General features: G+C 67.1%; 24 protein-coding genes and 1 pseudogene. 3 read left to right on the top strand and 22 right to left on the bottom strand.

All coding sequences use genetic code 11. The features are described 5' to 3' along the window. Positions 1 to 54: 54 nt before the first annotated feature. A complete protein-coding gene (locus CDO44_RS21955) occupies positions 55 to 1,164 on the top strand; it encodes an alkene reductase (RefSeq protein WP_087782477.1) in 1,110 nt (369 codons plus the stop codon). A gap of 47 nt (positions 1,165 to 1,211) precedes the next feature. On the opposite strand, the gene CDO44_RS21950 is transcribed toward CDO44_RS21955, so the two are convergent. The 4 genes from CDO44_RS21950 to CDO44_RS21935 form a co-directional block, all read right to left on the bottom strand. Beyond that, entirely contained in the window at positions 1,212 to 1,403 is a 192-nt protein-coding gene (locus CDO44_RS21950; RefSeq protein ID WP_087782391.1) for a hypothetical protein, read from the bottom strand. A 25-nt stretch (positions 1,404 to 1,428) separates the two neighbouring features. After that, positions 1,429 to 2,577, bottom strand: coding sequence for a DUF4382 domain-containing protein (locus CDO44_RS21945; RefSeq protein WP_087782390.1), 1,149 nt, complete (start codon positions 2,575 to 2,577; stop codon positions 1,429 to 1,431). 200 nt (positions 2,578 to 2,777) lie between these two features. Further along, entirely contained in the window at positions 2,778 to 4,361 is a 1,584-nt protein-coding gene (locus CDO44_RS21940; RefSeq protein WP_087782389.1) for a tannase/feruloyl esterase family alpha/beta hydrolase, read from the bottom strand. 201 nt (positions 4,362 to 4,562) lie between these two features. After that, on the bottom strand, positions 4,563 to 5,447 hold the full coding sequence (locus CDO44_RS21935) for a hypothetical protein (protein ID WP_087782388.1): 885 nt from the start codon (positions 5,445 to 5,447) through the stop codon (positions 4,563 to 4,565). Positions 5,448 to 5,586: 139 nt separating this feature from the next. Here CDO44_RS21935 and CDO44_RS21930 point away from each other — a divergent pair, with 139 nt between their 5' ends. Further along, positions 5,587 to 6,726 carry a branched-chain amino acid ABC transporter substrate-binding protein gene (locus CDO44_RS21930; RefSeq protein ID WP_087782387.1) on the top strand — a complete coding sequence of 380 codons (1,140 nt, stop codon included), beginning with the start codon at positions 5,587 to 5,589 and terminating at the stop codon, positions 6,724 to 6,726. A gap of 13 nt (positions 6,727 to 6,739) precedes the next feature. Here the strand turns inward: CDO44_RS21930 and CDO44_RS21925 are convergent, their stop codons facing one another. The 4 genes from CDO44_RS21925 to CDO44_RS21910 are packed head-to-tail and all read right to left on the bottom strand — an operon-like array spanning position 6,740 to position 10,433. Then, positions 6,740 to 7,486 (bottom strand): ABC transporter ATP-binding protein, encoded by a 747-nt coding sequence (locus CDO44_RS21925; RefSeq protein ID WP_233146305.1) that lies wholly within the window; start codon positions 7,484 to 7,486, stop codon positions 6,740 to 6,742. After that, entirely contained in the window at positions 7,483 to 8,238 is a 756-nt protein-coding gene (locus CDO44_RS21920) for an ABC transporter ATP-binding protein (protein WP_369824703.1), read from the bottom strand. The genes CDO44_RS21925 and CDO44_RS21920 overlap by 4 nt, the downstream gene beginning before the upstream one ends. A 41-nt stretch (positions 8,239 to 8,279) precedes the next feature. Continuing rightward, positions 8,280 to 9,491, bottom strand: a complete 1,212-nt coding sequence (locus tag CDO44_RS21915; RefSeq protein WP_087782384.1) for an ABC transporter ATP-binding protein — start codon at positions 9,489 to 9,491, stop codon at positions 8,280 to 8,282. A gap of 12 nt (positions 9,492 to 9,503) precedes the next feature. Continuing rightward, positions 9,504 to 10,433, bottom strand: a complete 930-nt coding sequence (locus CDO44_RS21910) for a branched-chain amino acid ABC transporter permease (RefSeq protein WP_087782476.1) — start codon at positions 10,431 to 10,433, stop codon at positions 9,504 to 9,506. A 215-nt stretch (positions 10,434 to 10,648) separates the two neighbouring features. Here CDO44_RS21910 and CDO44_RS28170 point away from each other — a divergent pair, with 215 nt between their 5' ends. Beyond that, a complete protein-coding gene (locus CDO44_RS28170; RefSeq protein WP_087782383.1) occupies positions 10,649 to 10,933 on the top strand; it encodes a helix-turn-helix transcriptional regulator in 285 nt (94 codons plus the stop codon). A gap of 95 nt (positions 10,934 to 11,028) precedes the next feature. Here the strand turns inward: CDO44_RS28170 and CDO44_RS21900 are convergent, their stop codons facing one another. From CDO44_RS21900 to CDO44_RS27700, 14 genes and pseudogenes are all read right to left on the bottom strand, one after another. Continuing rightward, entirely contained in the window at positions 11,029 to 12,102 is a 1,074-nt protein-coding gene (locus CDO44_RS21900) for a reverse transcriptase domain-containing protein (protein ID WP_087782382.1), read from the bottom strand. Positions 12,103 to 12,403: 301 nt separating this feature from the next. Continuing rightward, positions 12,404 to 12,754, bottom strand: a complete 351-nt coding sequence (gene avd, locus CDO44_RS21895; protein ID WP_087782381.1) for a diversity-generating retroelement protein Avd — start codon at positions 12,752 to 12,754, stop codon at positions 12,404 to 12,406. Then, on the bottom strand, positions 12,751 to 13,815 hold the full coding sequence (locus CDO44_RS21890) for an RNA-directed DNA polymerase (protein WP_087782380.1): 1,065 nt from the start codon (positions 13,813 to 13,815) through the stop codon (positions 12,751 to 12,753). The genes avd (CDO44_RS21895) and CDO44_RS21890 overlap by 4 nt, the downstream gene beginning before the upstream one ends. Positions 13,816 to 14,107: 292 nt before the next feature. Continuing rightward, positions 14,108 to 14,479: a diversity-generating retroelement protein Avd gene (avd, locus tag CDO44_RS27885; RefSeq protein WP_224648553.1), complete on the bottom strand. Its 372-nt coding sequence runs from the start codon at positions 14,477 to 14,479 to the stop codon at positions 14,108 to 14,110. After that, a complete protein-coding gene (locus tag CDO44_RS27880) occupies positions 14,476 to 15,069 on the bottom strand; it encodes a DUF5658 family protein (protein WP_198951423.1) in 594 nt (197 codons plus the stop codon). The genes avd (CDO44_RS27885) and CDO44_RS27880 overlap by 4 nt, the downstream gene beginning before the upstream one ends. 81 nt (positions 15,070 to 15,150) lie before the next feature. Next, positions 15,151 to 16,245 carry a hypothetical protein gene (locus CDO44_RS21880; protein WP_087782379.1) on the bottom strand — a complete coding sequence of 365 codons (1,095 nt, stop codon included), beginning with the start codon at positions 16,243 to 16,245 and terminating at the stop codon, positions 15,151 to 15,153. Between the two features lie 42 nt (positions 16,246 to 16,287). After that, positions 16,288 to 16,614 (bottom strand): hypothetical protein, encoded by a 327-nt coding sequence (locus CDO44_RS21875; protein ID WP_087782378.1) that lies wholly within the window; start codon positions 16,612 to 16,614, stop codon positions 16,288 to 16,290. A gap of 18 nt (positions 16,615 to 16,632) precedes the next feature. Continuing rightward, a complete protein-coding gene (locus CDO44_RS21870) occupies positions 16,633 to 17,550 on the bottom strand; it encodes a hypothetical protein (RefSeq protein ID WP_087782377.1) in 918 nt (305 codons plus the stop codon). A 14-nt stretch (positions 17,551 to 17,564) separates the two neighbouring features. Continuing rightward, positions 17,565 to 17,945 (bottom strand): phage tail protein, encoded by a 381-nt coding sequence (locus CDO44_RS21865; protein ID WP_087782376.1) that lies wholly within the window; start codon positions 17,943 to 17,945, stop codon positions 17,565 to 17,567. A 111-nt stretch (positions 17,946 to 18,056) separates the two neighbouring features. Then, the gene (locus tag CDO44_RS21860; protein WP_144389567.1) at positions 18,057 to 19,220 is read right to left on the bottom strand and encodes a hypothetical protein; all 1,164 of its coding nucleotides are present in this window, start codon (positions 19,218 to 19,220) and stop codon (positions 18,057 to 18,059) included. A gap of 9 nt (positions 19,221 to 19,229) precedes the next feature. Then, positions 19,230 to 20,888 carry a hypothetical protein gene (locus tag CDO44_RS21855; RefSeq protein WP_087782374.1) on the bottom strand — a complete coding sequence of 553 codons (1,659 nt, stop codon included), beginning with the start codon at positions 20,886 to 20,888 and terminating at the stop codon, positions 19,230 to 19,232. Positions 20,889 to 20,891: 3 nt separating this feature from the next. Continuing rightward, positions 20,892 to 22,388 carry a hypothetical protein gene (locus tag CDO44_RS21850; RefSeq protein WP_087782373.1) on the bottom strand — a complete coding sequence of 499 codons (1,497 nt, stop codon included), beginning with the start codon at positions 22,386 to 22,388 and terminating at the stop codon, positions 20,892 to 20,894. 1 nt (position 22,389) lies between these two features. Continuing rightward, entirely contained in the window at positions 22,390 to 22,680 is a 291-nt protein-coding gene (locus CDO44_RS21845; RefSeq protein WP_087782474.1) for a hypothetical protein, read from the bottom strand. A gap of 108 nt (positions 22,681 to 22,788) precedes the next feature. Further along, positions 22,789 to 25,154: pseudogene (locus tag CDO44_RS27700) on the bottom strand (hypothetical protein); the annotation flags it as partial.

Raw genomic sequence — 25,154 nt, 5'->3', positions numbered from 1 at the left:
ATTCGCAGTTCATCGATATTGACCACCAGCATTTCCGTTTTGGATCCCCGCATCATGCCTACGCTGTTCGACCCCATCACCGTCGGCGACATTCCGCTCGCCAACCGCATCGTCATGGCTCCCCTGACCCGCAACCGGTCACCGCGGGCCGTGCCCCGGCCGATCACCGCCACCTACTATGCCCAGCGGGCAAGCGCCGGCCTGCTGATCACCGAAGCCACCGCCATCAGCCACCAGGGCCAGGGCTACGCCGACGTGCCGGGACTCTATTCGGAAGAGCAGCTCGCCGGCTGGCGCCGGGTTACCGACGCGGTGCACGCGGCCGGCGGCAAGATCGTCGTGCAGCTGTGGCACGTGGGGCGGATCTCCCACACCTCGCTGCAACCCGAGGGCGGCGCGCCGGTGGCGCCTTCCGCCATCCGCGCCAATGCCAAGACCTACCTGGCGGGCCCGGACGGCGGCGGCTTTGCCCCCACGTCGGAACCGCGGGCGCTGCGGCTGGACGAACTGCCGGGCATCGTGGCGGATTACCGCCGCGCCGCCCGGGCCGCCATCGATGCCGGGTTCGACGGTGTCGAACTGCACGCGGCCAACGGCTACCTGATCGATCAGTTCCTGCGCTCGGGCAGCAACCATCGCGACGACGCCTACGGCGGCCCGATCGAGAACCGCGCCCGCCTGCTGACGGAAGTGCTGGACGCCATCACGGCGGAAATCGGCGCCGGGCGCACCGGCATCCGGATCTCGCCCGTCACCCCGGCCAACGACGCGTCCGATCCGCAGCCGCAGCCGCTGTTCGAATACGTTGCCCGCAAGCTTGCCGGCTACGGCCTGGCCTACGTCCACGTGATCGAGGGCGCGACCGGCGGTGCCCGCGATTTCCGGCAAGGCGACACGCCGTTCGACTATGCGGCCTTGAAGGCGGCTTATGCCAACGCCGGCGGCAAGGGTGCCTGGATGGTCAACAATGGCTACGACCAGGCGCTGGCGGAAGCCGCGGTCGAAACGGGCGCCGCCGATCTCGTCGCATTCGGCAAGCCGTTCATCGCCAACCCGGACCTGGTGCGCCGCTTCCGCGAGCGGGCGCCGCTCAATACGCCCGACAACACCACCTTCTACGGCGGCACGGAAAAGGGCTACACGGACTACCCCGCCCTGGCCTGATGCGGGAACGCGTCGCGGCGCGGGCCATGGGCCCGCGCCGCATGCCGTCAGCAACGGCCTTTCTTGGCCTGGCCCGGCGGGCAGAACCTCGGGCCCGGATACACCGGCCCGTAGTCGTAGTACCCCGGCGGCTCGTAATAGACGCCGGGAGCGGGCGCCACCACGACGCCGCTCGGCGTATAGACGGCGCACCCGGACAGCACGACGGCCGCCGCGATTGCGGTGAGGATGGATTTCATTGCCGATTCTCCGTTCACGATGGGTTCAGAACGCGAAATCGCGCGTTGCCGGCCCCGCCCCGACGTCGACGGACGCGGACTGGACCGCTCCGGTCGCGCTGGTGGCCTCGATGGTATAGCGCCCCGCCGCCGCGGCGTCTTGCGCAAGCGGAATGGGCAAGGTGGTTTGATAGGTACCGACGGCCGGCGCCGCCGCCGGCAGGCGTATGCTGTAGGCGCCGGTCGACAGGTTGGCGAAGGTCGAGGCGATCTCGAACCGCGCGCCGCCGGTCGTCTGCAGGGCGCGCAACGCGGCCTCCGCGCTGGCCGGGGTAACCGTGCCCGTGACGGTGTTGACAGCGGAAGACGGCGGATTGATGGGCGCAGCCGCCGTCGAGACCGTCGTGCTGGCGCCGGCGACCACCGGCACCGCGCGGATGATGCCCGCGGCGCGTGCCGCCGCCGGCGGCGGCACGACCACGACGTCGACATTGCCGGCAGTGCGGCTCTGCTCGATGGGCGACAGCGTGAAGCTGCCCGCATCGGTCGCCACGGTTCCCTTGACCACTTCCCCGCCACGTTCGGCGTACACATAGGAACCGGCCGGCGCGTAGCCCTGGATCCTGCCGCTCACCACCATGGGAATGGCGGTCACGACCGGCTTCAGGTTGAATCCCCCGTTGCCGCGCGCCACGATGGACTTGCAGGCGTCGAAGTCCAGCACCAGGTCGGTCAGCGTGTCGGGCGCGACGGTAAATGGCCGGATGATCTTGTACCCGCTCTGCGCGGCGCTCGGCGTCGTCAAGGCGATTTCCTCGCCGCCGCTTCCCGTCTGCACCACCGCATTGGCGTAAGGCCTGCCGCCGTTGGCCTGCAGCACCAGCCGGATCTGCTGGTAGTCGCCGGCCGGCAGCGCCGCCTTGCCCAGCGTGGCCATCACGCCGTTGGTCAACGACAGCAAGTCGATACGGCGGACCGGCGTAACCGGAATGTCGACCCAGCCCGAGCCGTTGTCGTCCACGTTAGGGTTGCCGTTCACACGGATTTTGCTGACCGTTACATACACATGGTCGAAGCCGCAGGCCGGCGCATCGGTCATCGATACCTGGAGCGTGCCCTGGGCCGGCCCGGAGGAGCCATCGCCGCCGCCGCAGGCCGCCAGCCCGACCATTCCTGCACAGCCCAGTGCCAGCATGCCGTATAGATTTCTTTTGTTCGCCACGACGATCTCCTTCGGTAAACGTGAACGCGGCCCGAGCATACGGCGGCCGATGCCGGACTCGTGTAATCCACGTGTAAGCTGTGTAAGCGGCGAAGCGGGCGCCGGTTACAAGCACCGAAGATGTGGCGCGCAGCACACGCCGGGACCGGAACGAGCCGGCGCCCGGCGTTTCCTCAATCCGGCATGACGCACGAGAAACTGGACGCGTGGTCGATGCTGCCGGAACCGTCGTATCGGGCCACGCGCGGATACGGGCACAACGGGCGCGTCCGGTCGACGGCGCCCCCGGCGACCCGGGACGCTTCGATGCGATCCGGGGGCAGTCCCTTGTCCACCCAGTCATCCAGCGCCGCCAGCGCATCGAACGTGGAAGTGCCGTTGCCGCCGCCGCAATGCCCCATGCCCGGCACCAGGAAGAGCCGGAAGAATTCGTCGGTGGCGGCCTGCCCGCTCTGCGCGGCGCGGACCTTGTCGTAGTAGGCGATGGTATCCAGGGCGTTGACGACCGGATCCGCCCAGCCGTTGTAGACCAGCAGCTTGCCGCCGCGGGCCTTGAAAGCGCTGATGTCGGGATTCACATGGTCGACCAGCGGCGATATCTTGGCCATGGCGTAGGCCAGGTCGCGATCGAAGTCGAATGTCCACCAGTTCCATTTCGGATCATCGAAAACCCAGTAGCGCCAGAAATCAGCCCGAGTCGGTTCGGTGGTCCCCCAATAGGCGTTCCAGCCGGACTCGCTGCCGATCGGCCACCCGGGATAGATCTGGCTTCCCGTCCGCGGATTCGATGGGCCGGCGTACATCTTGTTCATCGCGTCGATCTGCGGCCCCGTCAGGCAGCCTGGCGCGTCTTCACCGGTGCAGCGCAGGGACTCGATATTGAACTTGTCGGGCGTGCACCGGCGCGGATCGTCGATGACGCCATCCGTCACGCCGTCGATCCCGTCGCACGCGGCTACGGCGGTGCGTGTCGCCAACCGGATCTTTTCCACGGTCAGGATCGGGCGGGTATTGTCGTTGGGTGCGTGGTTGGCGAGGAACTGCCACATGAAGCCTACGTTCAGGGCGGTGCGGTTGTTGCCCGGCGCACCCGCGATGACGCCGTCGAAGTCCTCGGGATAACGCTGGACTTCGGCGTATCCCTGATGGCCTCCCGTCGAGCAGCCCATGTAGTACGACCTCGACGCCGGCCTGCCGCGCAATGCCGCCACCAGGGGCTTGGCGGCCTGGGTGATGGCGTGGATGGACCGCGTTCCCCAATCGGTGATTTTCTCCGGATGGCCCACGCCCCAGAGCATGTCGTTGGGATTGCCGGTCTGGTGGCCCGTGTCGCCGCCGACGACGGCATAGCCCCGGGCCAGGCCGCGCGCCATGTCGGACCAGCTCAGCGCAGGACTGTAGCCGCCATTGCCGGTCGCCAGGAATTTCCCGTTCCATTCGCCCGACGGCGGTATCCACAGTTCGAAGTTGATGAGCGAATCCGCCGTAGGCGTCGCCACGCCGCGCACGCGGCAGAAGGCGGGCACGTCCAGCTCGGCGGCGCCGGGCGGCGTGAACTTGCCGGCGGCAACGGATACCGCGTCCACCACACGCGCATTGTCCAGAGCCACCGAGGCCAGTTCTTCGCAGCTGCGCGATGCCGCGGGAGGAGGATTTTCCGGCGTTCCCGCGCCGCCGTCCCCATCGCCGCCGCAGGCCGACAGCATCCATGCGCATATCCCAAGCACGGCAACGCCGCGCCCCTTGGCAAGCACCATTGCTCTCTCCTCCTCGCTTTTCGTATGTCGGCGCCGGACGCCGGCGGTCCGCTGGAGGCTGCTGGCGCAGGCCAGCGGAGTTGAGCGGCAATGTATGCCTGCGCATCTATTCTGTGAATTCGATATTTCGGATAGACAATCCCAAGAAACCAATCAATGCGCCGGCGAGCCGCGCGCTTGCGGACATCCCGCGAAAGCCGGCTACGCCTCGCCGGCCGGGCCGGCCCCTTTGCCGCCGCGCGCCTCCTTCAAGGCGATGGTCAAGTGCGCCACGCGCCGCTTCAAGTCGGCATTCTCGGCCCGCAGCGCCCGTACCGTGCGCTGCAATTCCTCGACGTCGCTGCTTTCCGGCGGCAAGTCCGCATCGGCCGCCGCCGCGCCGTCCTCGGGGGGCATCGTCTCGTCGCGCTTCGGCCTGGCCCGCTTCTCGCGCACCTGCCGGGCGGCGCGACGCAGTTCCTCCTTGCCGCCGGCCACGGCTGCGACCTGCTCCTCGGCGGGCAGCGAAGCGACAGCCGCCGCCGCGCTGATGGAAACGGTGCCGGATTTGACGGCGGCCACGAGCTCCGGGGCGGCCGCCTTCTGGATTTTTTCGATCTGGCCAACGATGCTTGGGCTCAGGCGCGCCGCCTTGGCCACGGCCTCGCGCGTGACGAGGCCCGCCTTGCCCGCATCGGCAGGCGCGTCGCTCGCGGGCAAGGCCTGCGCCCCGGACGCGCCTTCCGGCGCCGCCGGGGCGGCCTCGTGGGCCGCCGCTGCGGCCCGCGCCTGCAGGATGTCCTTCTTGCGCAGGGCGAGGACGCCGCGCTGAAAGTCGGAAATACTGCGACGGCCGAGATGGTTGTCGATCATCCAGAGCCGCACGTCGTCCATGGACCGGAACGCCGTGTTCTGCACGGTGCGGAATTCGATGCCGTGCTTCTTGCAGATGCCATAGCGATTGTGGCCGTCGACCAGCACATTGCCCCACAGAACCAGGGCATCCCGGCACCCCTCGGCCAGCAAGCTGCTTTCCAGCGCGGCATATTCGTCGTCGGTCAGCGGGTCGATATAGGCGCGCAGTTCTTCGTTGATTTCTATTTCCATCGGGACCTCGCCATTGCGGATCGGCGGGCAGTGTAATCGACCGCGCGCCCCTTCCCCGCCCCCGCCCGATCGGAGCATACTTAGACCGCGCCCGCCAGGGGCCAGTGTCCAGGACTTGCCACCTTCACAAGGAAAACCCATGAAGCAGACGTTCACCGTTGCCGCGCTGATCAGCGGCCTGCTCTTCGCGGCAGGCGCCGGCGCCCAGGAGCAAACCGTCCGGATCGGCCACGTGGGCCCGATCACCGGCCCCGATGCCCACATGGGCAAGGACAACGAGAACGGCGCCCGCATGGCGGTCGAGGAACTCAATACCAAGGGGCTCACCCTGGCGGGCAAGAAGATCCGCTTCCAGCTGCAGGCCGAAGACGACGCGGCCGACCCCAAGCAGGCCACCGCCGCCGCCACCAAGCTGGTCGACGCCCGGGTCTCCGCCGTCATCGGCCACCTGAATTCCGGCACGACCATCCCGGCCTCGAAGATCTATTCGGACGCCGGCATCCCCCAGGTATCGCCTTCGGCCACCAATCCCAAGTACACCCAGCAGGGCTTCAAGACGGCGTTCCGGGTGGTCGCCAACGACGCCCAGCTGGGCAACGTGCTCGGCCAGTACGCGGTCAAGACGCTGGGCGCCAAGAACATCGCCATCATCGACGACCGCACGGCGTACGGGCAAGGCGTGGCCGAGGAATTCGCCAAGGGCGTCAAGGCCGCGGGCGGCAAGGTCGTGGCCAACCAGTACACGAACAACAAGGCTACCGACTTCAACGCCATCCTGACCGCGATCAAGTCGCGCAAGCCCGACGTGGTGTTCTTCGGCGGCATGGACGCCGTGGGCGGTCCTATGTTGCGCCAGATGAAGCAGCTGGGCATCACGTCGAAATTCATGGGCGGCGACGGCATATGCACCGGCTCGCTGCCCGGGCTGGCGGGCGCCGGACTGGGCGAAGAGCAAGTGGTCTGCGCCGAGGCGGGCGGCGTGCCCGAGTCCGAGAAGAAAGGCATGGACGATTTCCGGGCGGCGTACAAGAAGCGCTACGGCATAGACGTGGTCTACAACGCCGCCTACGCCTACGATGCCACCTTGGCCGTGGCCGCCGCGATGCAGAAGGCCGATTCGTGGGAGCCCGCGAAATACCTGCCCGAACTCGCCAAGATCAACTACAAGGGCATCACCGGCAACATCGCGTTCGACGGCAAGGGCGACCTGAAGGACGGCGCGCTCACGCTCTATACCTACAAGGGCGGCAAGCGCACCCTGCTGGCCGTCACCAAGTAGCTCCCCGGGAGGCTCATTCCTCGCCCAGGTAGGCCGAGCGCACGCGCGGATCGTCCAGCATTGCCGAAGCCGGGCCGGTCATGATGATCGAACCCGACTCCATCACGTATCCCCGGTGCGCGGCCTGCAGGGCCAGGCGGGCATTCTGCTCCACCAGCAGGATCGTCACGCCCTGGGCCGAGACTTCGCGGATCACCTCGAAGATCTTCTGCACCATGATGGGCGCCAGGCCCATGGAAGGCTCGTCCAGCAACAGGAGCCGCGGGCGGCACATCAGGGCGCGCGCCATGGCGAGCATCTGCTGCTCGCCGCCCGACAAGGCGCCGGCCATCTGCGACGACCGCTCCTTCAGGCGCGGAAAAACGCCGTACCAGCGTTCGATGTCCTCGGCGATCTGGCGCTTGTCGGAGACCGTGTAGGCGCCCATCAGCAGGTTCTCGCGCACGCTCATGCGGGCGAACACGCCGCGTCCTTCCGGCACCATGGCGAGCTTGCGCTCGAGGAGTTGGAAGGACTTCAATCCCTTCAGGGGCTGGCCGAGGTAATCGACCCGGCCTTCGACCCGGCTGCCGGGCAGCGTGCCGGTGATGGCCTTCAGCGTCGTGGTCTTGCCCGCGCCGTTGGCGCCGATCAGCGCCACCAGTTCGCCCTCGTCGACTTTCAGCGATACGCCCTTGAGCGCCTGGATGCCGCCATAGGCCACGCGCAGGTCGTGGACGGACAGGACGTTGCCGGCCGCGGTGGTCGTCGCGTCGCTCAATGGCTGGCTCCCAGGTAGGCGGCGATGACCGCTGGATCGCTTTGCACCGCGGCGGGCGGACCTTCGGCGATGACCTTGCCGTAGTCGAGCACGGTGATGCGGTCGCATAACCCCATGACGAGCTTGACGTCGTGCTCGATCAAGAGAATGGTGCGGCCGTCGGCGCGGATGCGCTGCAGCAGTTCGCGCAGCGCCAGTTTCTCGGTGGGGTTCATGCCGGCGGCGGGTTCGTCCAGCGCCAGCAGCAGCGGATCGGTCGCCAGCGCCCGCGCGATCTCCAGGCGACGCTGGTCGCCATAGGACAGATGGCGGGCGGTACGGCCGGCGTAATGCCCGATGCCCACGAACTCCAGCAGTTCCTTGGCACGCGCGCGTATGGCCGCTTCCTCCTCGCGCGCCGCGCGGTGCCTGAAGACCGCGCCGAATACGCCCTGCGAGGTGCGCACGTGGCGCCCTACCATGACGTTCTCGAGCGCCGTCATGTCGCCGAACAGCCGGATGTTCTGGAAGGTGCGGGCAATGCCGGCCTGCGCCACCCGATGCGGCGCCGACGGGGTATAGGGAACGCCCTGGAGCGCGAAGTGCCCGGCATCGGGCTGGTAGAGGCCGGTGATGACGTTGAAGAACGTCGTCTTGCCCGCGCCGTTCGGTCCGATGAGCCCGTAGATCTGCCCCGGCATGATGCGCAGCCCGACCTCCGACAAGGCCTGCAAGCCGCCGAAACGCTTGCTGGCGCCGCTCACCTGCAGCATCGCCAGCCCCTCTTCCGCGCGGGCGGCAACGGCATCCTGCCTCATGCCTTCACCTCACCCACGGATTCGGCCCCGTGCGGATGGTCGGCCTCGGGCCGGTCCTCCGGCCGCGGCGACGGCCACAGCCCGGCCGGCCGGGCCAGCATGATCAGCACCATGGCCAGGCCATACAGCAATTGCCGCATCACCTCGGCGTCCACCCAGACCCGCCCGAACAGGTCCTGCTGCAGCGGCTCCACCGCGTGGCGCAGCACTTCGGGCAGCGCCGCCAGCAGCACGCCGCCCAGGACGACTCCGGGAATGTGGCCGATGCCGCCCAGCACGACCATGGCCAGCACGGCGATGGACTCGGTCAGCGAAAAGGATTCGGGCGAGACAAAGCCCTGGAAGGCGGCGAACATGGCCCCGGCCACGCCGCCGAAGGTGGCGCCCATGGCGAAGGCCAGCAGCTTCACGTTGCGCGTGTTGATGCCCATGGCCGCGGCGGCGATCTCGTCCTCGCGCAGGGCGACCCATGCGCGCCCCAGCCTGGAGTTCTGCAGGCGTACCGAGATGAAGACGGTCAGCCCGCACAGCACGAGGAACAGGAAATAGTAGGCGTTGACCGAAGGCAGGCTGAACCCCAGCACGTGCACGGTGGAACCCGAGCCGGCCTCGCCCGCCAGCGAGACGCCGAAGATCCGCACCGGGTCGATCATGTTGATGCCCTGCGGACCGTTGGTGATGTTGACCGGCCCGTTCAGGTTGTTCAGGAAGATGCGGATGATTTCCCCGAAGCCCAGCGTGACGATGGCCAGGTAGTCGCCCCGGAGCTTGAGCGTCGGGGCACCCAGGATGACGCCGAAGATGCCCGCCAGCAGCGCCGACAGCGGCACGATGAACCAGAGCGACAGGTGTATGCCCTCCTGCACGATCTGCGGGCCGCACAACCAGACCAGAAACTCGCCGATGGCCGGATAGGTATTGACGAACGACTCGATCACGCTGGCGAACTGGGGCGAGGCGAACAGTCCGGCGGTGTACGCGCCGATGGCGTAGAAGGCGATATAGCCCAGGTCGAGCAATCCCGCGAAGCCCACCACGATGTTCAGCCCCAGGGCGAGCATGATGTAGAGCAGCGCCACGTCGATGATGCGGACCCAGGAGTTGCCGAACTGGCTGGCGACAAAGGGAAAGACCAGCATCACGACGATCAGGGCGGCCAGTCCGGCACGGACCCGGCGCGGGTCGCGGGCGGCGAACGAATGATTCATCGCTGCCCCTCCTCAGGCGCGGTCGGCGACGCGCTCGCCCATGATGCCGGCCGGGCGCAGCGTCAGCACGCCCACCAACACCACGAAGGCGAAGATGTCCTGGTAGTTGCTGCCCAGGAAACCGCCCGTGAGGTCGCCGATGTAGCCCGCGCCCAGGCTCTCGATCAGCCCCAGCAGGATGCCGCCCAGCATCGCCCCGTAGATATTGCCGATGCCGCCGAGCACGGCGGCCGAGAAGGCCTTGAGCCCCGGCACGAAGCCCATCGCGAACTGCGTGGTGGAGTAATTGGCGGCCCACATCACGCCTGCGATCGCCGCCAGCGCGGCGCCGATGGCGAAGGTGGCGATGATTACCTTGTTGGCGTCCACCCCCATCAGGCCCGCCACGCGCGGGCTCTCGGCGGTGGCCCGCATAGCGCGCCCCAGCCGCGTCCGCTCGATCATCAGCGCCAGGCCCGCCATAGCGACCACGGCCAGGGCCAGCAGCAGGATCTGCGTATGGGAGATCAGCGCGCCGGCGATATTCACCGGCTCGGCCGACAGCAATTGCGGAAACGGGATCGGGCTGCGCCCCCAGATCATCATGGCGATGGTCTGCAACAGGATGGAGACGCCGATGGCGGTGATCAGCGGCGCCAGGCGGGGCGCGTTGCGCAGCGGCCGATAGGCCACCCGCTCGATCACGAGACTCACGGCCACGCACACCGGCACCGCGCCCGCGATGGCCAGGGCCAGCTGCACGCCGCCCGGCAGCTGCGGCGCCACGCTCTCGATCACGCGCAAGATGGTCAGCCCCGCCATCGCCCCGATCATCAGGATCTCGCCATGGGCGAAATTGATGAGATTGAGCACGCCATAGACCATGGTGTAGCCCAGCGCGATCAGCGCATACATGCTGCCCAGGACCAGGCCGTTGATGATCTGCTGGAGGAAGATATCCATGAAACGGGCGTTCTCCGGAATGCGTTGGACCCGAACGTGCAGCATGCGGCGGCCCGCAGCCCGCGGCCGCAAGCCAGACAGGATGGTCGCGTGTTAGGCCGGCCTAGTCAACGGAGGATTGCACGGTGCACCAGCGTGGTTCGCTACGCGCATTGAGCGTACAATCCCGCGCTATCTCCGCAACCGCTTCCTTCGCCCCGCATCGCCCGCCCGCCATGGCCTTGTCCGCGCCAAGAAAATACGGCCCGCCTCCGGCAGCCATACGGCTGGCCCGGCACACGGCCGGCCTCACCCAGGCCGAGGCTGCCGATACCGTGCGCGCCTCGCTGCGCGGCTGGCAACAATGGGAAGCAGGCGATCGTGCCATGCCCCCCGGCTTGTTCGAGCTTTTCATGATCAAGACCGGGCAGTGGCCCCTCGACGACACCGAATGGCGGCGGTCCGCAACCCGCGGCCGTGCCTCCGAACCGACCCGGAATCCCGTTCATCGCCCTGCATGACTAAAGCCGATACTTCCTCCCATACCCCGATGATGCACGGGTCTATGGCCCTTTAAAATCAATAACTTAAAAATCGAGTTACGCTAAAAGTTACGCTATTGTGTCATGGGAATGCCTGACGCCTTCTCGGCGATGTCGCGCAGGCCAGGCACCAGCACCAAATCACCGAGCACGCCCTCGACCGTCCGCTGGGCGTTGCAGTGCTTGGCATAGGCCAAGAAGGACATCACCCGCTGGCGGACGTGCTCAAGGTCGACCTCGCCGTGGTAGAACTGGCTCGCCAGCTCCCTGAAGTCGGCCCGCGCCCGCTTGATGTTCCTCTTGCGCGGCAGCACATGGGTGGGCCAGATGCGGTAGCCGCAAAAGTCGATGCCGCGCTGCCAGGGATGAACTGCCGTCTTCGGGTTCAGCCACAAGCCCAGCTCGCGCACCGTATCGCCCAGGGCCTGCATCGCCTGCTGGGCGGCCGACTTTCCCGGCAGGATGGCGATGAAGTCGTCCATGTACCGGACGTAGTACCGCAGCCCGAGGTCGTCCTTGGCGACGTGATCGAGCCGGTTCAGCATGACGTTGGCCCCGAGCTGGCTGGTCAGCGCGCCCACGGGCAGGCCCACGCCGCTCTCGTGTCCGTAGCCAGCGACGATGCAGCGCCACAGCCAGAGCACGTCCGGGTCGGAAATGACCCGCTCCACCTCGCGCATGAGCACGTCGTGGCGGATGCTGGCGAAATACTTGCTGATGTCCGCCTTCAGCACGTAGAGGCCGTCACCGTGGTTGCGCTTGGCGACGCGCAGGAAGTGCTGCACGCGCGCCACGGCGGCCTGGGTTCCCTTACCCTCGCGGCAGGCGAACGAATCAGAAATGAACCGGCGCTCGAAGTGCGGGCCGACGACGGCCACCAGGGCGTGATGCACCACACGATCAGCGAACGGCGGCGCCTGGATGGCGCGCAGCTTCGGTTCGCGCACGATGAACTCGCGCTGCGGGCCGGGCGTCCAGGTTTTCTCGATCATGGCCGCCTGGAGCGCAAAAAGGTTGTCTTCCAGGCTTTCGGAGAAGCGCAGCACGTCGGGCCGATACCGCTTGCTGCGGCGCGCCTCAAGGTAGGCGCGGTAGATGTTGTCGAACTGGGTGATGCTCGGCCATAGGCCGCTGATGGTCTTCGGCATGGGGTTCCTGTTGGGGGTGGTCGGGTGCCACCACGTTCGCCGGCGTGCCGGGTACTTGCCGTGACGCCCTGTTCATCTTCGACAGCATGGTCAGGACACAGGCCCCAAAGGAAATGCACTGGACGGTGGCCGCTTGAACCGCCCGCCTTCTGGCAATGTCGTTTGCGAGGCGGCCACCGATGTTGGAGTTCGAGAACTCCGCGTCGTTGTTGACGTTGAGATGGAAGGCGCCGGCGTTCTGGCCGTTGCCCCAATTGCCGCCGGAGTAAGCCTCTGCCCCATCGCTTGGGAGAGTGGCGCGCTACATGGCCTTGCCTCCCTCGTTCTTAATCCAGGCCCCTACCATGCGGCCTATCTCGTTCGTGTGCCGCATCCAGACTTCCAGCCGGTGCGTGTTGATGTAGCCCAGCCGGTGGGCCTTGCGGATGAGGCCCCGGAACACCTCGATTTCTACGTCCAGGTCGAACAGCGCGGCGGACTTCTGCCTGCGCTTCCACGCCACCACGACCTGACGAATCACCCTGTTCATGGTGCCGCGCATCTCGGCGCACAGCAGATGCCGTTCGAGCTTGGGGAACTGGTGCAGCACCGTGTGGGTGTAGGCGTCCAATTCCTCCAATTTCGTCATCAGCACCAGGTGGGCGTCGCTCATTGGGGCCGGCCCTCCCCGCGCGTGAAGGGGGTGCTGGCCAGCAGCTTGCGGCGCAGGCCGTAGGTTTCCGCATGGCTCGCGTGCGCTATCCACGACATGACCGATTCCCTGATCTTCGAGAGGTCGATCTTGCCAGCCGCGTACTGCCTGCGCAGGCGCTTGAGCGTGCGGGTGATGCGCGAAATCGAGCTTTTCCTGATGCGCCGGTGCGTCGTCCATATCCGGTAGCCCAGGAAATCCACAGCGCGGCCGAACCGCTCGCCGACGGGGAACACCTGGGTCTTGGAGTTCGTCTTGAGCCGCAGGCGCTCCCACAGGAACCGCTCGATCTGGGCGCGGATGCGGTGCAGGTGGGCCTTGTCGTGATGCACGATCAGGAAGTCATCCATGTAGCGCAGGTAGTTCTTCTCCCGCAGAACATGCTTCACGAACTCGTCCAGCTCGTTCAAATACACGTTGGCGAACAGTTGCGAGGTCAGGTTGCCGATGGGCAGGCCGACGGGGTGCGGGTCGCCTGGCATGGCCGTCGAGTCGATGATGCCGTCTATCAGCTTCAGCGTGCGGCGGCATCGGATGCGCCGGCGCACCAGCGACTTCATCACGCCGTGGTCGATGCTGTAGAAGAACTTGGAGATGTCGGCCTTGAGCACATACACATGGCTGTGCTCGCGCTTCACCTTGCGAAGCATGGCCTCGGCGCGGTCGGCGCCCTTGTGGGTTCCTTTGCCCGGCCGGCAGGCGTAGCTGTCGAAAATGAAGCGACGCTCCCAGATCGGTTCGATCACCGACACCAGCGAGTGCTGGAGCACGCGGTCGCGGAACGGCAGCGCGGCAACGAGGCGCTCCTTCGGCTCATTGACGATGAACTGGCGGTAGTGCCCCGTCTGGTACATGCCCCAGATAAGCTCGTTCTGGAGCTGAATCAGGTTGCCTTCCAGGTCTTGCTCGAACTTCTGGACTTCGCGCCTCTCGCGCTTGCCGCGCCGGGCGAGCATGTAGGCCGCGTGAAGGGACTCGAAGCTGTAAATGTCCGGGTAGAGATTGTTGTACGTCTTCGCCATAAAAACCCAAGACCCCGAAGGGCGGCGGCTGCGAACGGTCGCCCAATCGGGCTACTGGTTCGGGCCGCCTGTTCAATCTTCCGGCTTCAGGTTTCCCGTGGCCGGGGGATGCGCGTCCTTTTGAGGGTGTGCTGCCGTCAGGCCCGTGAGCCTGCCGTTCCTGACTTTCCCCAAGAGCGGGGCGGGAGCCGATGTTCGTGTTCGTGTTCGACCGAGCGTTGTTCAGGTTCAGCGCGAACACGCCCGAGATGGCGGCGTTGTTCCAGTTGCCGCCACGGATCGCCAGCCGTTTTCAACGCGCACCCCCATTGCCGTCACCGGCAAATGCTTTGACCCAACCGCCTACCATCCGGCCGATTTCGTCGTTCAGGCGTGACCAGTGCTCATACTTCTTGAAGTCGATGTAGCCCATGTTCTTCGCCATCCGCACCTGGGAGCGCAGCAGGTCGAGTTCAGCGTCCAAGTCCTGAAGCGTGGTCTTCTTGTGGTATCGCTTGTTGCACACCACGATCAACCGAAGCACCGCCCACATGGTGGCGCGAATCTCCGCGCCGAGGACATGCCGCTCCATCTTGGGAAACTGCCTGACGGCCGTGTGGCCGTACTCGATCATTGCTTCGCACCGCTGCCGAATCAGTAGGTCGTTCTGGACTGGCCGCGTCACGCCTGCGCGGCCACCAGCCGCCAGTTGTTGCAGACGACCAGGCCATAGAAGCCGCACAGGCCCGCCGTGACGTGGGGCGTATAGACCCAATCCGGCGCCTGCACGCCCAGGCCGACGTAGAACGCCGCGAGAGCAACGACCTTCACGACCGCCAGCGCCGGCACCACGCCAATCCAGCTCATGGCCTTCGCCATGATGGGGTTCAGCTCGCGGCCGCCGCCGTCCAGCACGCGCACCGTGAGCACTGCATCGGCGACGTTCAGCAGCACCAGGGCGGCGAACAGCGCCACGAAGGGCACGCTCACGCCGAGGTGCCAGCCGAGGGCCACCAGCAGCGTCGCCGCGACGGGAAACGCCAGGTCGAGCTGGCTGTCGAGGCTCCACTTCCAGAGCTGGAACCCGGCCAGCGGGTTGAGCGTGCCGACGGTGCCGCCGGCGACGGCCAGCTTGCGCTCGAACTGCGCGTGCTCGCGGCCAAGGAAGAAGAAGACGCCAGCGGCGGCGCCAATCCACCAGTTGCCGGTGAGCACGCCCACCGCGATTTGCAGGAGCACGGCGTAGATGGCGTGCTCGAAGTTTGTTTCGTTCATCTTGGATTCCCTGAGCAGTTTTCTTGGAGAGGCCCGAGGGGTGGGCTATCGCCCACCCCATCAGATGACACGCTCCAGATTTCAGAGCACAAAAGCGGGGCGGGAGCCGATGCCCGTGCTCGCGCTCGACCGAGCGTGGGTCAGGTCCAGCGCGAACACGCCCGAGAGGGCGGCGTAGTGCCAGCTGCCGCCACGGCGCGCCAGCCGCTCGCCTTCCACGTTCAGGTAGAAGCCGTCGCCGCCCAGGCCCGTGCTTGCCACCGGGAACAGGCCGTACTTCTTCAGCACGGTCAGCGCAGCAGCCGAAACCGGGGTGGAGCCGGGGTTGGTCATGCCCTCGAAAGACTGGCCCGAGGTGCGCACCAGGGTGTAGTTCGCCGTGCCCGACGTGTTGTAGCGGACGGACTTCGGCGTGGTCGGCACGTAGTCGCCGCCGGCGATGCTGCCCGTGAAGGTCGGGTTGATGAGCAGTCCGGTATCGCCGTCGATGGCCTTCCAGGCCGAGGACGTGGCGCTCAGATCGGTAGCGTTCAGCGCAGCGTCGTTGTTGGCGATGACCTGGATTTCGCCCTGCACCACGCGCAGGCCCGGCGACCATTCCCAGATGTTGCCGCACAGGTCAGCGATTCCACCCACGCTGTTGTCGTGGCGCCAGCTCACCGGGCCGGAGCCGGTGAGGGTGCGCGCCGTGCCGTTCGTGTCGCCAGGCGTGCCGCCATCCTGGCGCCGGCCGGTTTCCCAGGCGGAGTCGCTGGGCTTGCCGTAGTTGGTATTGCCGCGCGGCATGAAGCCGTTCTTCCAGCACCAGAGCGCCAGAGCGGCGAATTCGACGTTCGAAATAGCGTGCCAGCCGGGGCCATTGGCGCGGGCCAGGTTGGCGAAATAGTCGAAGTTCTGGCTGGCGGTCGGATCGACGCCGGGCAGGCTCAGGAACTCGCCGTTTTTGTTGATGCCCTGGTAGGTGCCGATGAACAGCTCGGACTTCTCGACGCCGCCGACGATGAACGCCGGATGCACGCCGGAACCCAGGCCCGCATCGATGTCTTCCAAGTTGAACTTGGGGATGACGTTCATGTACGAGGGCTGACCGCTGGCGGTGTAAAGCACCGTGACTTTGCCGCCAGTGGCGGCCTCGACGGACGCGCGCAGGTCGTCCTTGACGAAGATGGAAGGCATGTAGGTTTCTCCTGATGAATCGGTCGGGGTGGTGCCGCGCGCTTAGGCCGTGGGCCAGAGCGTAACGACGACGGCGTTCGGGTCGAGCGGCAGCGGCTCGCGCAGCTCGGTCGGCTGCTCGTCCTCGCCTTCGCCTTCGGCGGGGACGATGACCGTCTCGTAGCGGCGAGCCGGAATCTCGATCTGCGCCAGGTAGGCGCCGTTACCGCCTTCGCTGGGGCCGCCGATGTTCTGGCGGACTTCAACCGTCACGGCGATGTCCTGCTGGCGCTCGGCGCAGTCGATGGCGACGCCAGCGACGGTGACATTGGCGCCCGACACCGAGAAGTCGGCGACGGGCTGGCCGTCCTGCTTGAGGATGATTTGCATGGTGGATTGCTCCTTTCCTTAGTTGTTGAGCTTGCTGGCGCGCCAGCGCAGAACCACGTTGTCGGCCGCGCTCGCCAGATAGACGGAGAACCCGTTGGTGGCACGGCTGGCAACGACGATGTGCCGGCTGTCGCAGGGCGCGCCGTCGGCGGAAACCACGTCGAAGGACAGGCTGTAGTCGTTGGCGCCCAGCGTTTGCAGAGCGGGCGACACGCTGGCCGGACTGTTGAGCAGTTGCGGGAACTGCGCTTCGATGCGGCGAACGTCCGTCATCGCCACGCCCGTCAGATTCGGGTCAGTGGCATCAGTCGAGTTCGCCGGGATGGTCAGGTTGTAGATGATGATGGCGCCGTCGGGCACGGTCGTGCCGATGGGCGTCACCGCCAGACGCCACAAGCCGTTCGCGTCTTGGAACAGGTAGGCATAGACCACCACGGAGCTGGAGCCGATGTTGCTGGGCACGGAGGCGGCGTTATTACCGTCCGACACGGAGTAGGCCCGGCCGTTGGCGAAACACACACCGCTGGTGATGTTCAGGTTGCGCGCCGCCGTGGTCGATTTCGACACCGAGCAACCCTTGACGATGCCCCGGTTCTTGATCGTGACGACGCCCTCCTGCTGGGCCTGTTCTCGCAGCGCGCGCACGCTGTAGTTCGCCAGTGCGGCCTGGTCGAGCGCGAACTTCAGCGCGGCGGCCGTGGCGTTTTGCATGTCCACCGAGGTCGCGCCGATGTTCGAGTCCATCTCGGTCAGGCGGGCGGCCAGGTTGGCCTTGCCACCACGGGCGTTGTTCAGCTCGGTTTCGCGGGCCGCCAGGCGCGACTCGTGATCGGCGAAATTTTCGTCGATTTCCTGGTAGCGGGTGTTCCACAGCGACGGGACGGCATCCGGCTCGTTGTTGGGAATCGGGGAAATGTTGGGATGGGGCAGTGCCATTGTGGAAACTCCTTTCAGAAGCGCAGCTTGATGCTGATTTCGTAACGCTCGTCGTTCTCTTTGAACTTCGGAGCAAACGTCTTCAGGCCGACAAGCTGCCCGTTGGCGTCGATGAGGGCCGCTTCGGAGATTCCGGCGCCGACAACCTCATTGGCCTCGACCGCGCCCTTGCCAGTCACCGAATACAGGTCTTCCTGCGTGATCGCCGCGAGGGGCTTGCGCAGGATTTCGTGATTGAGCGCCGTCGCGCTGGCGGACGGGGCTTTCGGCGTCAGGTCGGCGTTGTGCCCACCATCGCCGAAGGCCATGTAGGCGACGGGCGCGAGCTGCGCACCGCCGGCCATGTGGGCCGCGATGCGCTGGCGGTAAGTGTTGACGACGACGGCTTCAGCCATGTCAGCCCTCCTATGAGCGTGATGCCGGCCATTCTGGTTGCCAGGAACACCCCGGCTTGGCGGCTTTTTCCGAATCCAGACGGCCCACAACGGCCCGCCGGGCGGAGACGGTCAGCCCTGGGTGATGGCGGCCCGGCAGGAAGGCGCAACGTGCCAGCGCCGGTAGGTGCCGCCCGCCACCGAGAAATCGCCCCTGGTCGAGTCGCGCAGGTTCCCGGTTTCCTCGTCATTCCAGGCCGTGCCGGCCGCGCGGTAGTCGAGCGCGTAGCGCACCTCGGCGGCCGATGCCGCGCCGGCGGCCAGCGTCAGCACCACGGTGTCGCCGTCCTTGATGGCGATGGAGGAAATCGCCAGCTTGTTGCCCGCGCTGTCATTCACACGGAACCCGTAGTCGGTCGTCTGCGGCATGGTCGCCACGTCGAACACCAGCGGCCGCAGGGGCACGCTGAACTTCCACTCGATGGTGCTGCCCTTGCGCACGGCGGCCACCGAGCGGATGAAGGCGGGCTTCTTCCGGTCGATCAGGTACTGCTTGACCGCGCGGCCGAACTGGTGGCCGGTGCGGTACTCGCTGATGTTGGTGATGTGCGTGCCGTCGGTGGCCGGCTCCATGTGGTAGATCGGCCCGCCGAAGAAGAACCCCGGCTCGTTGAGGCACAGGTCGAGCTGCGCGCGCGAAATCTGCCCGTTCAGGCTCCCGTTGTTCGGGGTCTGGTACATGATGATCGGCACGTCGAAGCTCTGCCCGGTGACGCTCTTCACCCAGGCCGAGAACCCAGCCTGGAAGGCCACCATGCCGTTGTAGTAAGTCTGGTAGGCGGTGCCGCTGTTTGCCTCGCCCTGCATCCAGGGCATCGCCACTACCTGGTACGACTTGCCGGCCTCGTCGGCGCGGGCCTTGGCCTCGGTCACATGGTCTTTCAGCACCTGCACCCAGGCGCTGTTCATGTCGAGCTGGGCCAGCGAGTAGCCGCCGTGGCCCGGCGCGGAGCAGAACAGCACCACGCTGCCCGGCGCGATGCCATCCTCGGACAGCGACAGCTCCGTGAAGGCGTGCGCGAGGCCGCTGCATGGCGTTTCGCCACGGTTCGAGCCTTCGGACGCCGCCGTGTTCTCTATCAGCCCCTTCACCGTGTCGGTGCCGGGGTTCGTGCCCAGGCTGCCGGCCTTGCTCGCGCGCGGGCCGGCGCCGAACGTCAGATGCCCATAGCGCGGCGTCGTAGAAAGCGGCGGCCGCGAGGTGGCGCCCACGGACAGGGATTGCCCATAGACCACCACATGGTTCTAGTCCGCCAGTCCGTCGGGCAGCACCGAGGCGTCCAGGTCGTCCAGCGGCTCCGGCTCGTAGCCCGGCCCACCCGGCACCTTGAACACCTCCAGCTTGAACTCCGGCGCGGCCGGGCCGCCGATGCGCCAAGCACCATCGAGGCGCAGGCGGCGCACGTCGCCCGAGGCGTATTCCACGTCGCCTGGGATGTCTGCCGCGATGGCGAAGTGCCCGATGCGCGGGTACTGGGTCATCTTCATGGCGCGCAGGCGCCGGCCGTCCAGGGGGAAGCGCCCGATGCGGTTCTCCGCGCCCAGGAACCACGTACCGTTGAGCTTGCGCGAGGTGCCCTTGAGCTTCGTGGCGGCGGGCCGCGCCAGGCGCTCGGGGATGGCCCAGGCATTCGCCGTCGAAGTCATGCCCAGGGAGCCGTCGGCAAGGAAAGCCTCGTCACGCTCGATGGCGAAACCGAAGGGTCGGCGCACGGACTTCTCGCCCACGCGCCAGCGGCCGTCCAGGCGGCGCCACGGCGCCAGGCGAGCCGTGCTTCCCAGGCGCGCCGGCGTGGCCGGGTACTTGATCTGGTGCTTGTCGTGGAACGTCGTCACCAGGCCGGCCGGCGCCGCCATCTCGATGCGCTTCTGCATGGCCGCACGGCTGCCGACGTACAGCGAGCGGCCGCCAAGCCGCCAGGTGCCGTCCAGCCGCCGGTCAGCCTCGCCCACCTTCGGCAGGCGGTAGATGATCGCGCTGGCCGCGCTCTCCAGCAGCGCCGAACTCTGGATGCGGCAACCTTTCAGGCGCCACACGGACTTGCCGCCGCGCGCTTCGCCCAAGCGGAACGACCCGAAGGGCTGCGGCAGCTTGACCAGCACGCCGTCCTTGCCCAGCTTCCAGCGCACGTCGGTGGAATCGCCGATCACGCGCCCGCACCAGGGGTAGCGCATCCGCGAGTTCTTCTGCATCAGCAGCTTGGACGATGCCAGGATTTCGACGTACAGGACGAAGTTCAGCCAGAAGCGGAACACCGGCAGCAGGCGCGCGGGAATCACCGAGCGGATGATGTGCATGAGGCTCGCAATCGAGCGCACATTCACACTGAAGTCCAGCACGATTTCGACCCGGCTGGTCAGGTACATCTGGTCTGTGTCGATGGGCCGGTCGGCGCGGCTCTCGGCGGCATTCAGGATGCGCCGGCCGATGCCCCAGGTGCCGTCCAGCTTCAGGCCGGGTTCGCCGATCTGGTGCAGCCACCAGGAAAAGCGCGGCGTCGAGGGATAGAGGCCGGTCGGATACGGCAGCGCCTTGTCGTGCCAGAGCTGATCGACCTGGCAAAGGTTCGGGAACAGCATCTGGAGGTAGGTGCGCAGGAAGTGCAGCCCGCGTCCCTGCACGTCGCCCGACTTCCAGGCCCGGTACAGGTAGCGGGTGGCGGCTTCCTCGCGGTCGCCCTGCATCAGCACCAGGCCGTCGGCATTGACCGCCTTGCGCACCAGGTCGAAGCTGCCCAGGTGCGCCGCGCCCAGCACATTCACGTCGAAGGTGTCGGCGGCCAGGGTCGAGTCGAACAGGTCGAGAAACAGCCGCTTCAGGTCGGCCTCGACCTCGTTTTCGGTGTAGCTGTTCTCCAGCGGCAGCAGGCGCGGGAGCTGGGCGTTCGAGAAATCCAGGGACATGGCTTACCCGCCCCAGGAAGGCGTGACGATATTCACCGTCTCCACGGTGACGCTCAGGGTATCGGTGTCCAGGTAGCGCCACATCTCGGGCCGGGCCAGCAGCGAGGCCGGCTCCACGATGCCCACGGTCAGGTCGGCCTCGCCGTCGGACAAGGCCGGCACCTTCTGGCGCAGCAGCGCATAGACGCGCTGGTACAGCGGGCGCTGGCGGCCGCGCCGCGATGCCGCCGAGGACGGGCCGAACTCGGCCATCAGCGCCTCGATGATCTTCTGCTTCACGTCGGACGCCACGTAAGAGGTGGAAACCCGCGCGCTGATGGTCATGCGGATTTTCGAGCGCACTGGCGAGAAGAAGCGGACGCGGTAGCTGTCGTCGGCAGCCAGGATCGCCGCCTTGATGGCCTGCTGCGTCCCGGTCAGGTCGTCGTCGGCGATCACCGCCGGCGGCACCGGCGTGTCTGGGTCATCCTCGATCAACACGGATTCGCCTCCCTCGCTGGAGAGGCAGGCCACGAAGATCGCATTGATGTTGTCGAAGGCCGGGCCGCGCGCCTGCTCCTCGGCCGACTCGTTCCAGACGGAAAGGAATTGCAGGGTCGGGAAGTTGCGCCGCACCAGAAAGTCGAACTCGCCCAGGAACACGGCGTTGTTGTCGTACACCGACGGGTAGCGCGCCAGGTCGCGCAGCACCGACATGGGCATGGGGTTCTGGCCGGCGATCAGCAGCGCGTCCATGCGCAGCTCGATGGCGGACTCGGCCGGCGACCCCAGGTACTCGAACGAGAACGGGCTGTCGTAGGCCGGGCTGACCTCGCCCGAGGTGTAGAAAACCGTCAGGGTGATTTCCGCGCCGTCCTTGGGCTGCACGCCCACCACGCCGTCGAAGCCGAACCGGACGTAGGTGCGCTGGCGGTCGTCCGCCTCGACGTGGAACACGCGCTCATCGGGCGCCGTGTTCACGTAGCGGTCGCGGTACTCGAAGGCGCCATCCGCATCGCTGACGGCGATGGCGCACAGGTAGGAGTCGTCCTCGGGCGCCGGCACCTCGATGGCGTAGAACGGCTCGGTGCCGCTCACGGTATGCGTGACGGTGCTGGAGCGCACCTGGCTGGCCTCGAACGTGGTCTCGCCGCCGGCGGGCACGGCGGCCGGCGTCTCGACGCGCCACAGCAGGCCCGATGAATCCAGCAGCGTGCGGCCGGATTCCACCGTGAAGGCGCTGGAGCTGGTGTTGATGGCCCGCACGCGCACACGCGCGGACTTGCCCTTGCGCACGATGCCACGCATGGCAGCATCCGCCAGCACGGTCGCGTCACGGGTCTTCTCGAATGCCTCCGCATGGGCTGCCTCCACCTGCGCCGAGAACATCGCCAGCATGGTCGCCATCGCGTCCAGGTGCTGCATGATGCGCGGGTCGCCCGCCTGGTACAGAGGGGCGATGGTCGGGTAGGAAGCAATCGAATCGCGGATGGCCCGCTGGTAATCGGCCTTGGTCAGCACGTCATCCCCCCGTCACTTCGATGGTCTGGCCGGCGACTTCCACGATCAGGTCGAGGCGGTCAGGCAGCGAGGGAACGCCGTAGAGGTTCAGCGAGCCGGTCGGCAGGGCCTGAAGCACAGGCACGTCGCTGCGCATCTTGCGCAGGAACGAATCGGGCGCACCGTCGGCGTGCGGGCGCTGGAGCAAGGATTTCGTGTCCTGCCCATAGTCCGAGCCGAGATAGCCCCCCACCGGCGTATTGAGCCAGTGGCGCACCATGCCTTGAATGTCGTTTCCAGTGATCGTCGCCATGCCAGAAATCATGACGCTCAAGGAACAACAGGCAGCGGCTCGTTTTCCGATGGTTTCTCGGGAACCTTCGTGCGGCCTTTTCGGAAACCTTCAGGGCCGGCACGCCCGCTACGCGCCCCCCAAGCCTCCCGTGGCAATGTGCGCGATACCCCGCTCGCGCAGGTCTTGGCCCACCTCGGCCGGCTGAGACACGACGGCAACGGGCTTGCGCGCATCGGCCCCGGCCATCGGCACGGCCACGGGCGGCGCGTCGGCGATGGGAGGCACCACGGGCGCGGCCGGCACAGTCGGCACGCTCACGGCAGCCACCACGGGCGCGGCCGGCGCCACGATGCCAACCGGGGCGGCCGGCGCGGAAACCTGGGCCAGCGCCGGCGCGGCGGGCGCGGTGACGCCCTCCGGCGCAGCGGCGGCGCGCGGCGGTGCCGGCTTGGCCTCGCCATCCGGGGAGACTTTCGCCATCGCAAGAGCCGCATAGCTGGGCGGACGCTTGCCGCCTGGCGCTTGCTGGGCCTGCTGCGCATCGGCCGCAAACACCTCGCCGCGCCGCATGACCTGCCCCATGCGCGAATAGGCTTCGGCGGCCGTGACGCTGCCATCGCCGTACAGGCTCCTGTTGTTGGTGATGACGGCCTCGACGCGGGCGCGCTCCTTGTCCGTCTTTGCTCCCTGCGACAGCGCCTCGCGCACGGTCATGGACGGGTTCTGCCGCATCCCGGTCAGCAGGTTCTTGGCGTCCTTGTCCCCCAGATTGTGGAAGGCATAGACATTGGCGTCGTCGTCGGTGCCGCCGTACTTGCGGCCCTTCTCGATGTTCTCGCGGGTGAACTCGGCCAGCATCGCGGCCTGGATGGTCTTGTCGCCCCGGAACTTGGCGGCCTGCTCCTTCGTCAGCTTGCCGGCGCCCTCGATACCGTACTTGCCGCCGTACTTGTTGAGCATGTCCATCCAGGTTCCGTCGATGAACTGGCCGTAACCGTGGGCAGACGACAGGCGGGTGCCGTCCCTCCTGATCGGCGCGGCATCGGCGTTGAAGCCGCTCTCGAAGTTGGCGATCTTCGCCACCGTTCCAGCATCCACGCCCGCCTTGTCCGACGCGCCCAACAGGTATTGCTTGGCGTCGTTCCACCGTTCGGCGATCTGCCCGCTGATGGACTTCGCGCCTTCCCATGCCTTGGTGGCGCCGCGCCCGACGGTAGTGTTCTCGGCGAGGTAGCTTGCGCCAGCCTTGACACCATCAATCGCCTGGCTGCCCAGTTCCACCGCCGCATCCGCCGCCTTGGATGCAAGCTCCTTGGCGCCGGTGGCGGCCGAGCTGACGACCTCCGCCGCCTTCTTGGCCGCGCCCTCGACCGCCTCAATAGCCGGGCCGATGACGGGAAGTGACTTCAGACCCTCATAGGCCGACGTGAACAGGCTCGTGATGGCATCCCACCCGGCCTTGGCCGAATCTACGAATTTGCCCCAGGCTTTGCCGATGCCATCACCCACAGCCGTGAAGCCAGACACAACGGAATCCCAGCCCTTTTTCACCCCTTCGACCGTCGCATTCCATGCGGACATGACGGCTTCGGTGGTCGCCGTCCAAGCCGCCGCGATCTTGCCGGGGATGTCGGCGTCGCGCAGGTCGGACACCCAGCCGCCCACGGTCGTCCCGATGATCTGGCCGGCCTGGTCGCCGAAGAACAGGCCCGCCGCGCCGCCGATGGCGCCGCCAATGGCCGCGCCCGCCGGGCCGGCGAAGGCCCCCACCAGCGCGCCGAGCTTCGCGCCGGCGAACATGCCGCCCATCGTCCCGGCCAGGCCGCCCACCGCCTTCCCGGCGCGCTGGTCTTTCTCGCGCCGGGTCAGGGTGTCGTCCGTCTCCGAGTCGTAGATGTCGGTGGCCGCCCCGATGCCGCCCAGCAGCGCGCCGATGATCGGGATGCGGCGCAGCGCGCCACGACCCAGGCCCAGCAGGCCGCGCCCAGCGCCGGCGGCCATCCGGCCAGCCCCAGCCAGCAACCCACCGCCGCGCGCGAGCAGCCCGCCAGCGCTGGCAGCCAGCGCGCCGACGCCCGGAATCCGCTTCAGCAGGCCGCCCAGCATTCCCAGCAGCCCGCCGAACAGGCCGCCACCGCCGCCGGCTTCGGCGACTGGCTTTTCCTCGATGGCCTTCAGCCGCTTGGCGGCCACCTTGTTGAACAGGCCCTCATCCTTCCTGAAGCCGGTCAGCGAGCCGTAGATGCGGCGCAGCCAGCCTTCCTGCTTCTTCTGGCTGTCGCCGCCGGTCAGCAGCTCGTAGCCCCGCGCCATCGGCTGGGCCACCTCGTTGAACGCCTTGACCGTCGGGTCGGCTTCCTCCAGGCCGGCGCCCGATTCCTTGAACGCGCCCACGATGCGGTCGCCCAGGGAGCGCAGCGCGCTTTCGTCCTGGCCGTCGCGCTCGCCATCGGTTGGGCCTCCGGCTCCAGCGCCGCGCCCACCGCCAGCGG

Source organism: Pigmentiphaga sp. NML080357, assembly GCF_002188465.1.
Classification (GTDB): Bacteria; Pseudomonadota; Gammaproteobacteria; order Burkholderiales; family Burkholderiaceae_B; genus Pigmentiphaga.
The sequence above is the reverse complement of the archived record's forward strand: the minus strand, read 5'-3'. Positions and strand labels throughout refer to the sequence as shown.

Bases quoted from the DNA above. Each gene is read 5' to 3' on its own strand.
- CDO44_RS21950 (WP_087782391.1), bottom strand. From the start codon at position 1,403: ATGAAATCCATCCTCACCGCAATCGCGGCGGCCGTCGTGCTGTCCGGG.
- CDO44_RS21920 (WP_369824703.1), bottom strand. From the start codon at position 8,238: ATGCTGCAGGTGAGCGGCGCCAGCAAGCGTTTCGGCGGCTTGCAGGCC.
- CDO44_RS21945 (WP_087782390.1), bottom strand. From the start codon at position 2,577: ATGCTGGCACTGGGCTGTGCAGGAATGGTCGGGCTGGCGGCCTGCGGC.
- CDO44_RS21930 (WP_087782387.1), top strand. From the start codon at position 5,587: ATGAAGCAGACGTTCACCGTTGCCGCGCTGATCAGCGGCCTGCTCTTC.
- CDO44_RS21845 (WP_087782474.1), bottom strand. From the start codon at position 22,680: ATGGCGACGATCACTGGAAACGACATTCAAGGCATGGTGCGCCACTGG.
- CDO44_RS21875 (WP_087782378.1), bottom strand. From the start codon at position 16,614: ATGCAAATCATCCTCAAGCAGGACGGCCAGCCCGTCGCCGACTTCTCG.
- CDO44_RS21935 (WP_087782388.1), bottom strand. From the start codon at position 5,447: ATGGAAATAGAAATCAACGAAGAACTGCGCGCCTATATCGACCCGCTG.
- CDO44_RS21915 (WP_087782384.1), bottom strand. From the start codon at position 9,491: ATGAATCATTCGTTCGCCGCCCGCGACCCGCGCCGGGTCCGTGCCGGA.
- CDO44_RS21855 (WP_087782374.1), bottom strand. From the start codon at position 20,888: ATGTCCCTGGATTTCTCGAACGCCCAGCTCCCGCGCCTGCTGCCGCTG.
- CDO44_RS21955 (WP_087782477.1), top strand. From the start codon at position 55: ATGCCTACGCTGTTCGACCCCATCACCGTCGGCGACATTCCGCTCGCC.
- CDO44_RS21900 (WP_087782382.1), bottom strand. From the start codon at position 12,102: ATGCCGAAGACCATCAGCGGCCTATGGCCGAGCATCACCCAGTTCGAC.
- CDO44_RS21865 (WP_087782376.1), bottom strand. From the start codon at position 17,945: ATGGCTGAAGCCGTCGTCGTCAACACTTACCGCCAGCGCATCGCGGCC.
- CDO44_RS27880 (WP_198951423.1), bottom strand. From the start codon at position 15,069: ATGAACGAAACAAACTTCGAGCACGCCATCTACGCCGTGCTCCTGCAA.
- CDO44_RS21880 (WP_087782379.1), bottom strand. From the start codon at position 16,245: ATGCCTTCCATCTTCGTCAAGGACGACCTGCGCGCGTCCGTCGAGGCC.
- CDO44_RS21890 (WP_087782380.1), bottom strand. From the start codon at position 13,815: ATGGCGAAGACGTACAACAATCTCTACCCGGACATTTACAGCTTCGAG.
- CDO44_RS28170 (WP_087782383.1), top strand. From the start codon at position 10,649: ATGGCCTTGTCCGCGCCAAGAAAATACGGCCCGCCTCCGGCAGCCATA.
- CDO44_RS21870 (WP_087782377.1), bottom strand. From the start codon at position 17,550: ATGGCACTGCCCCATCCCAACATTTCCCCGATTCCCAACAACGAGCCG.
- CDO44_RS21940 (WP_087782389.1), bottom strand. From the start codon at position 4,361: ATGGTGCTTGCCAAGGGGCGCGGCGTTGCCGTGCTTGGGATATGCGCA.
- avd (WP_087782381.1), bottom strand. From the start codon at position 12,754: ATGAGCGACGCCCACCTGGTGCTGATGACGAAATTGGAGGAATTGGAC.
- CDO44_RS21910 (WP_087782476.1), bottom strand. From the start codon at position 10,433: ATGGATATCTTCCTCCAGCAGATCATCAACGGCCTGGTCCTGGGCAGC.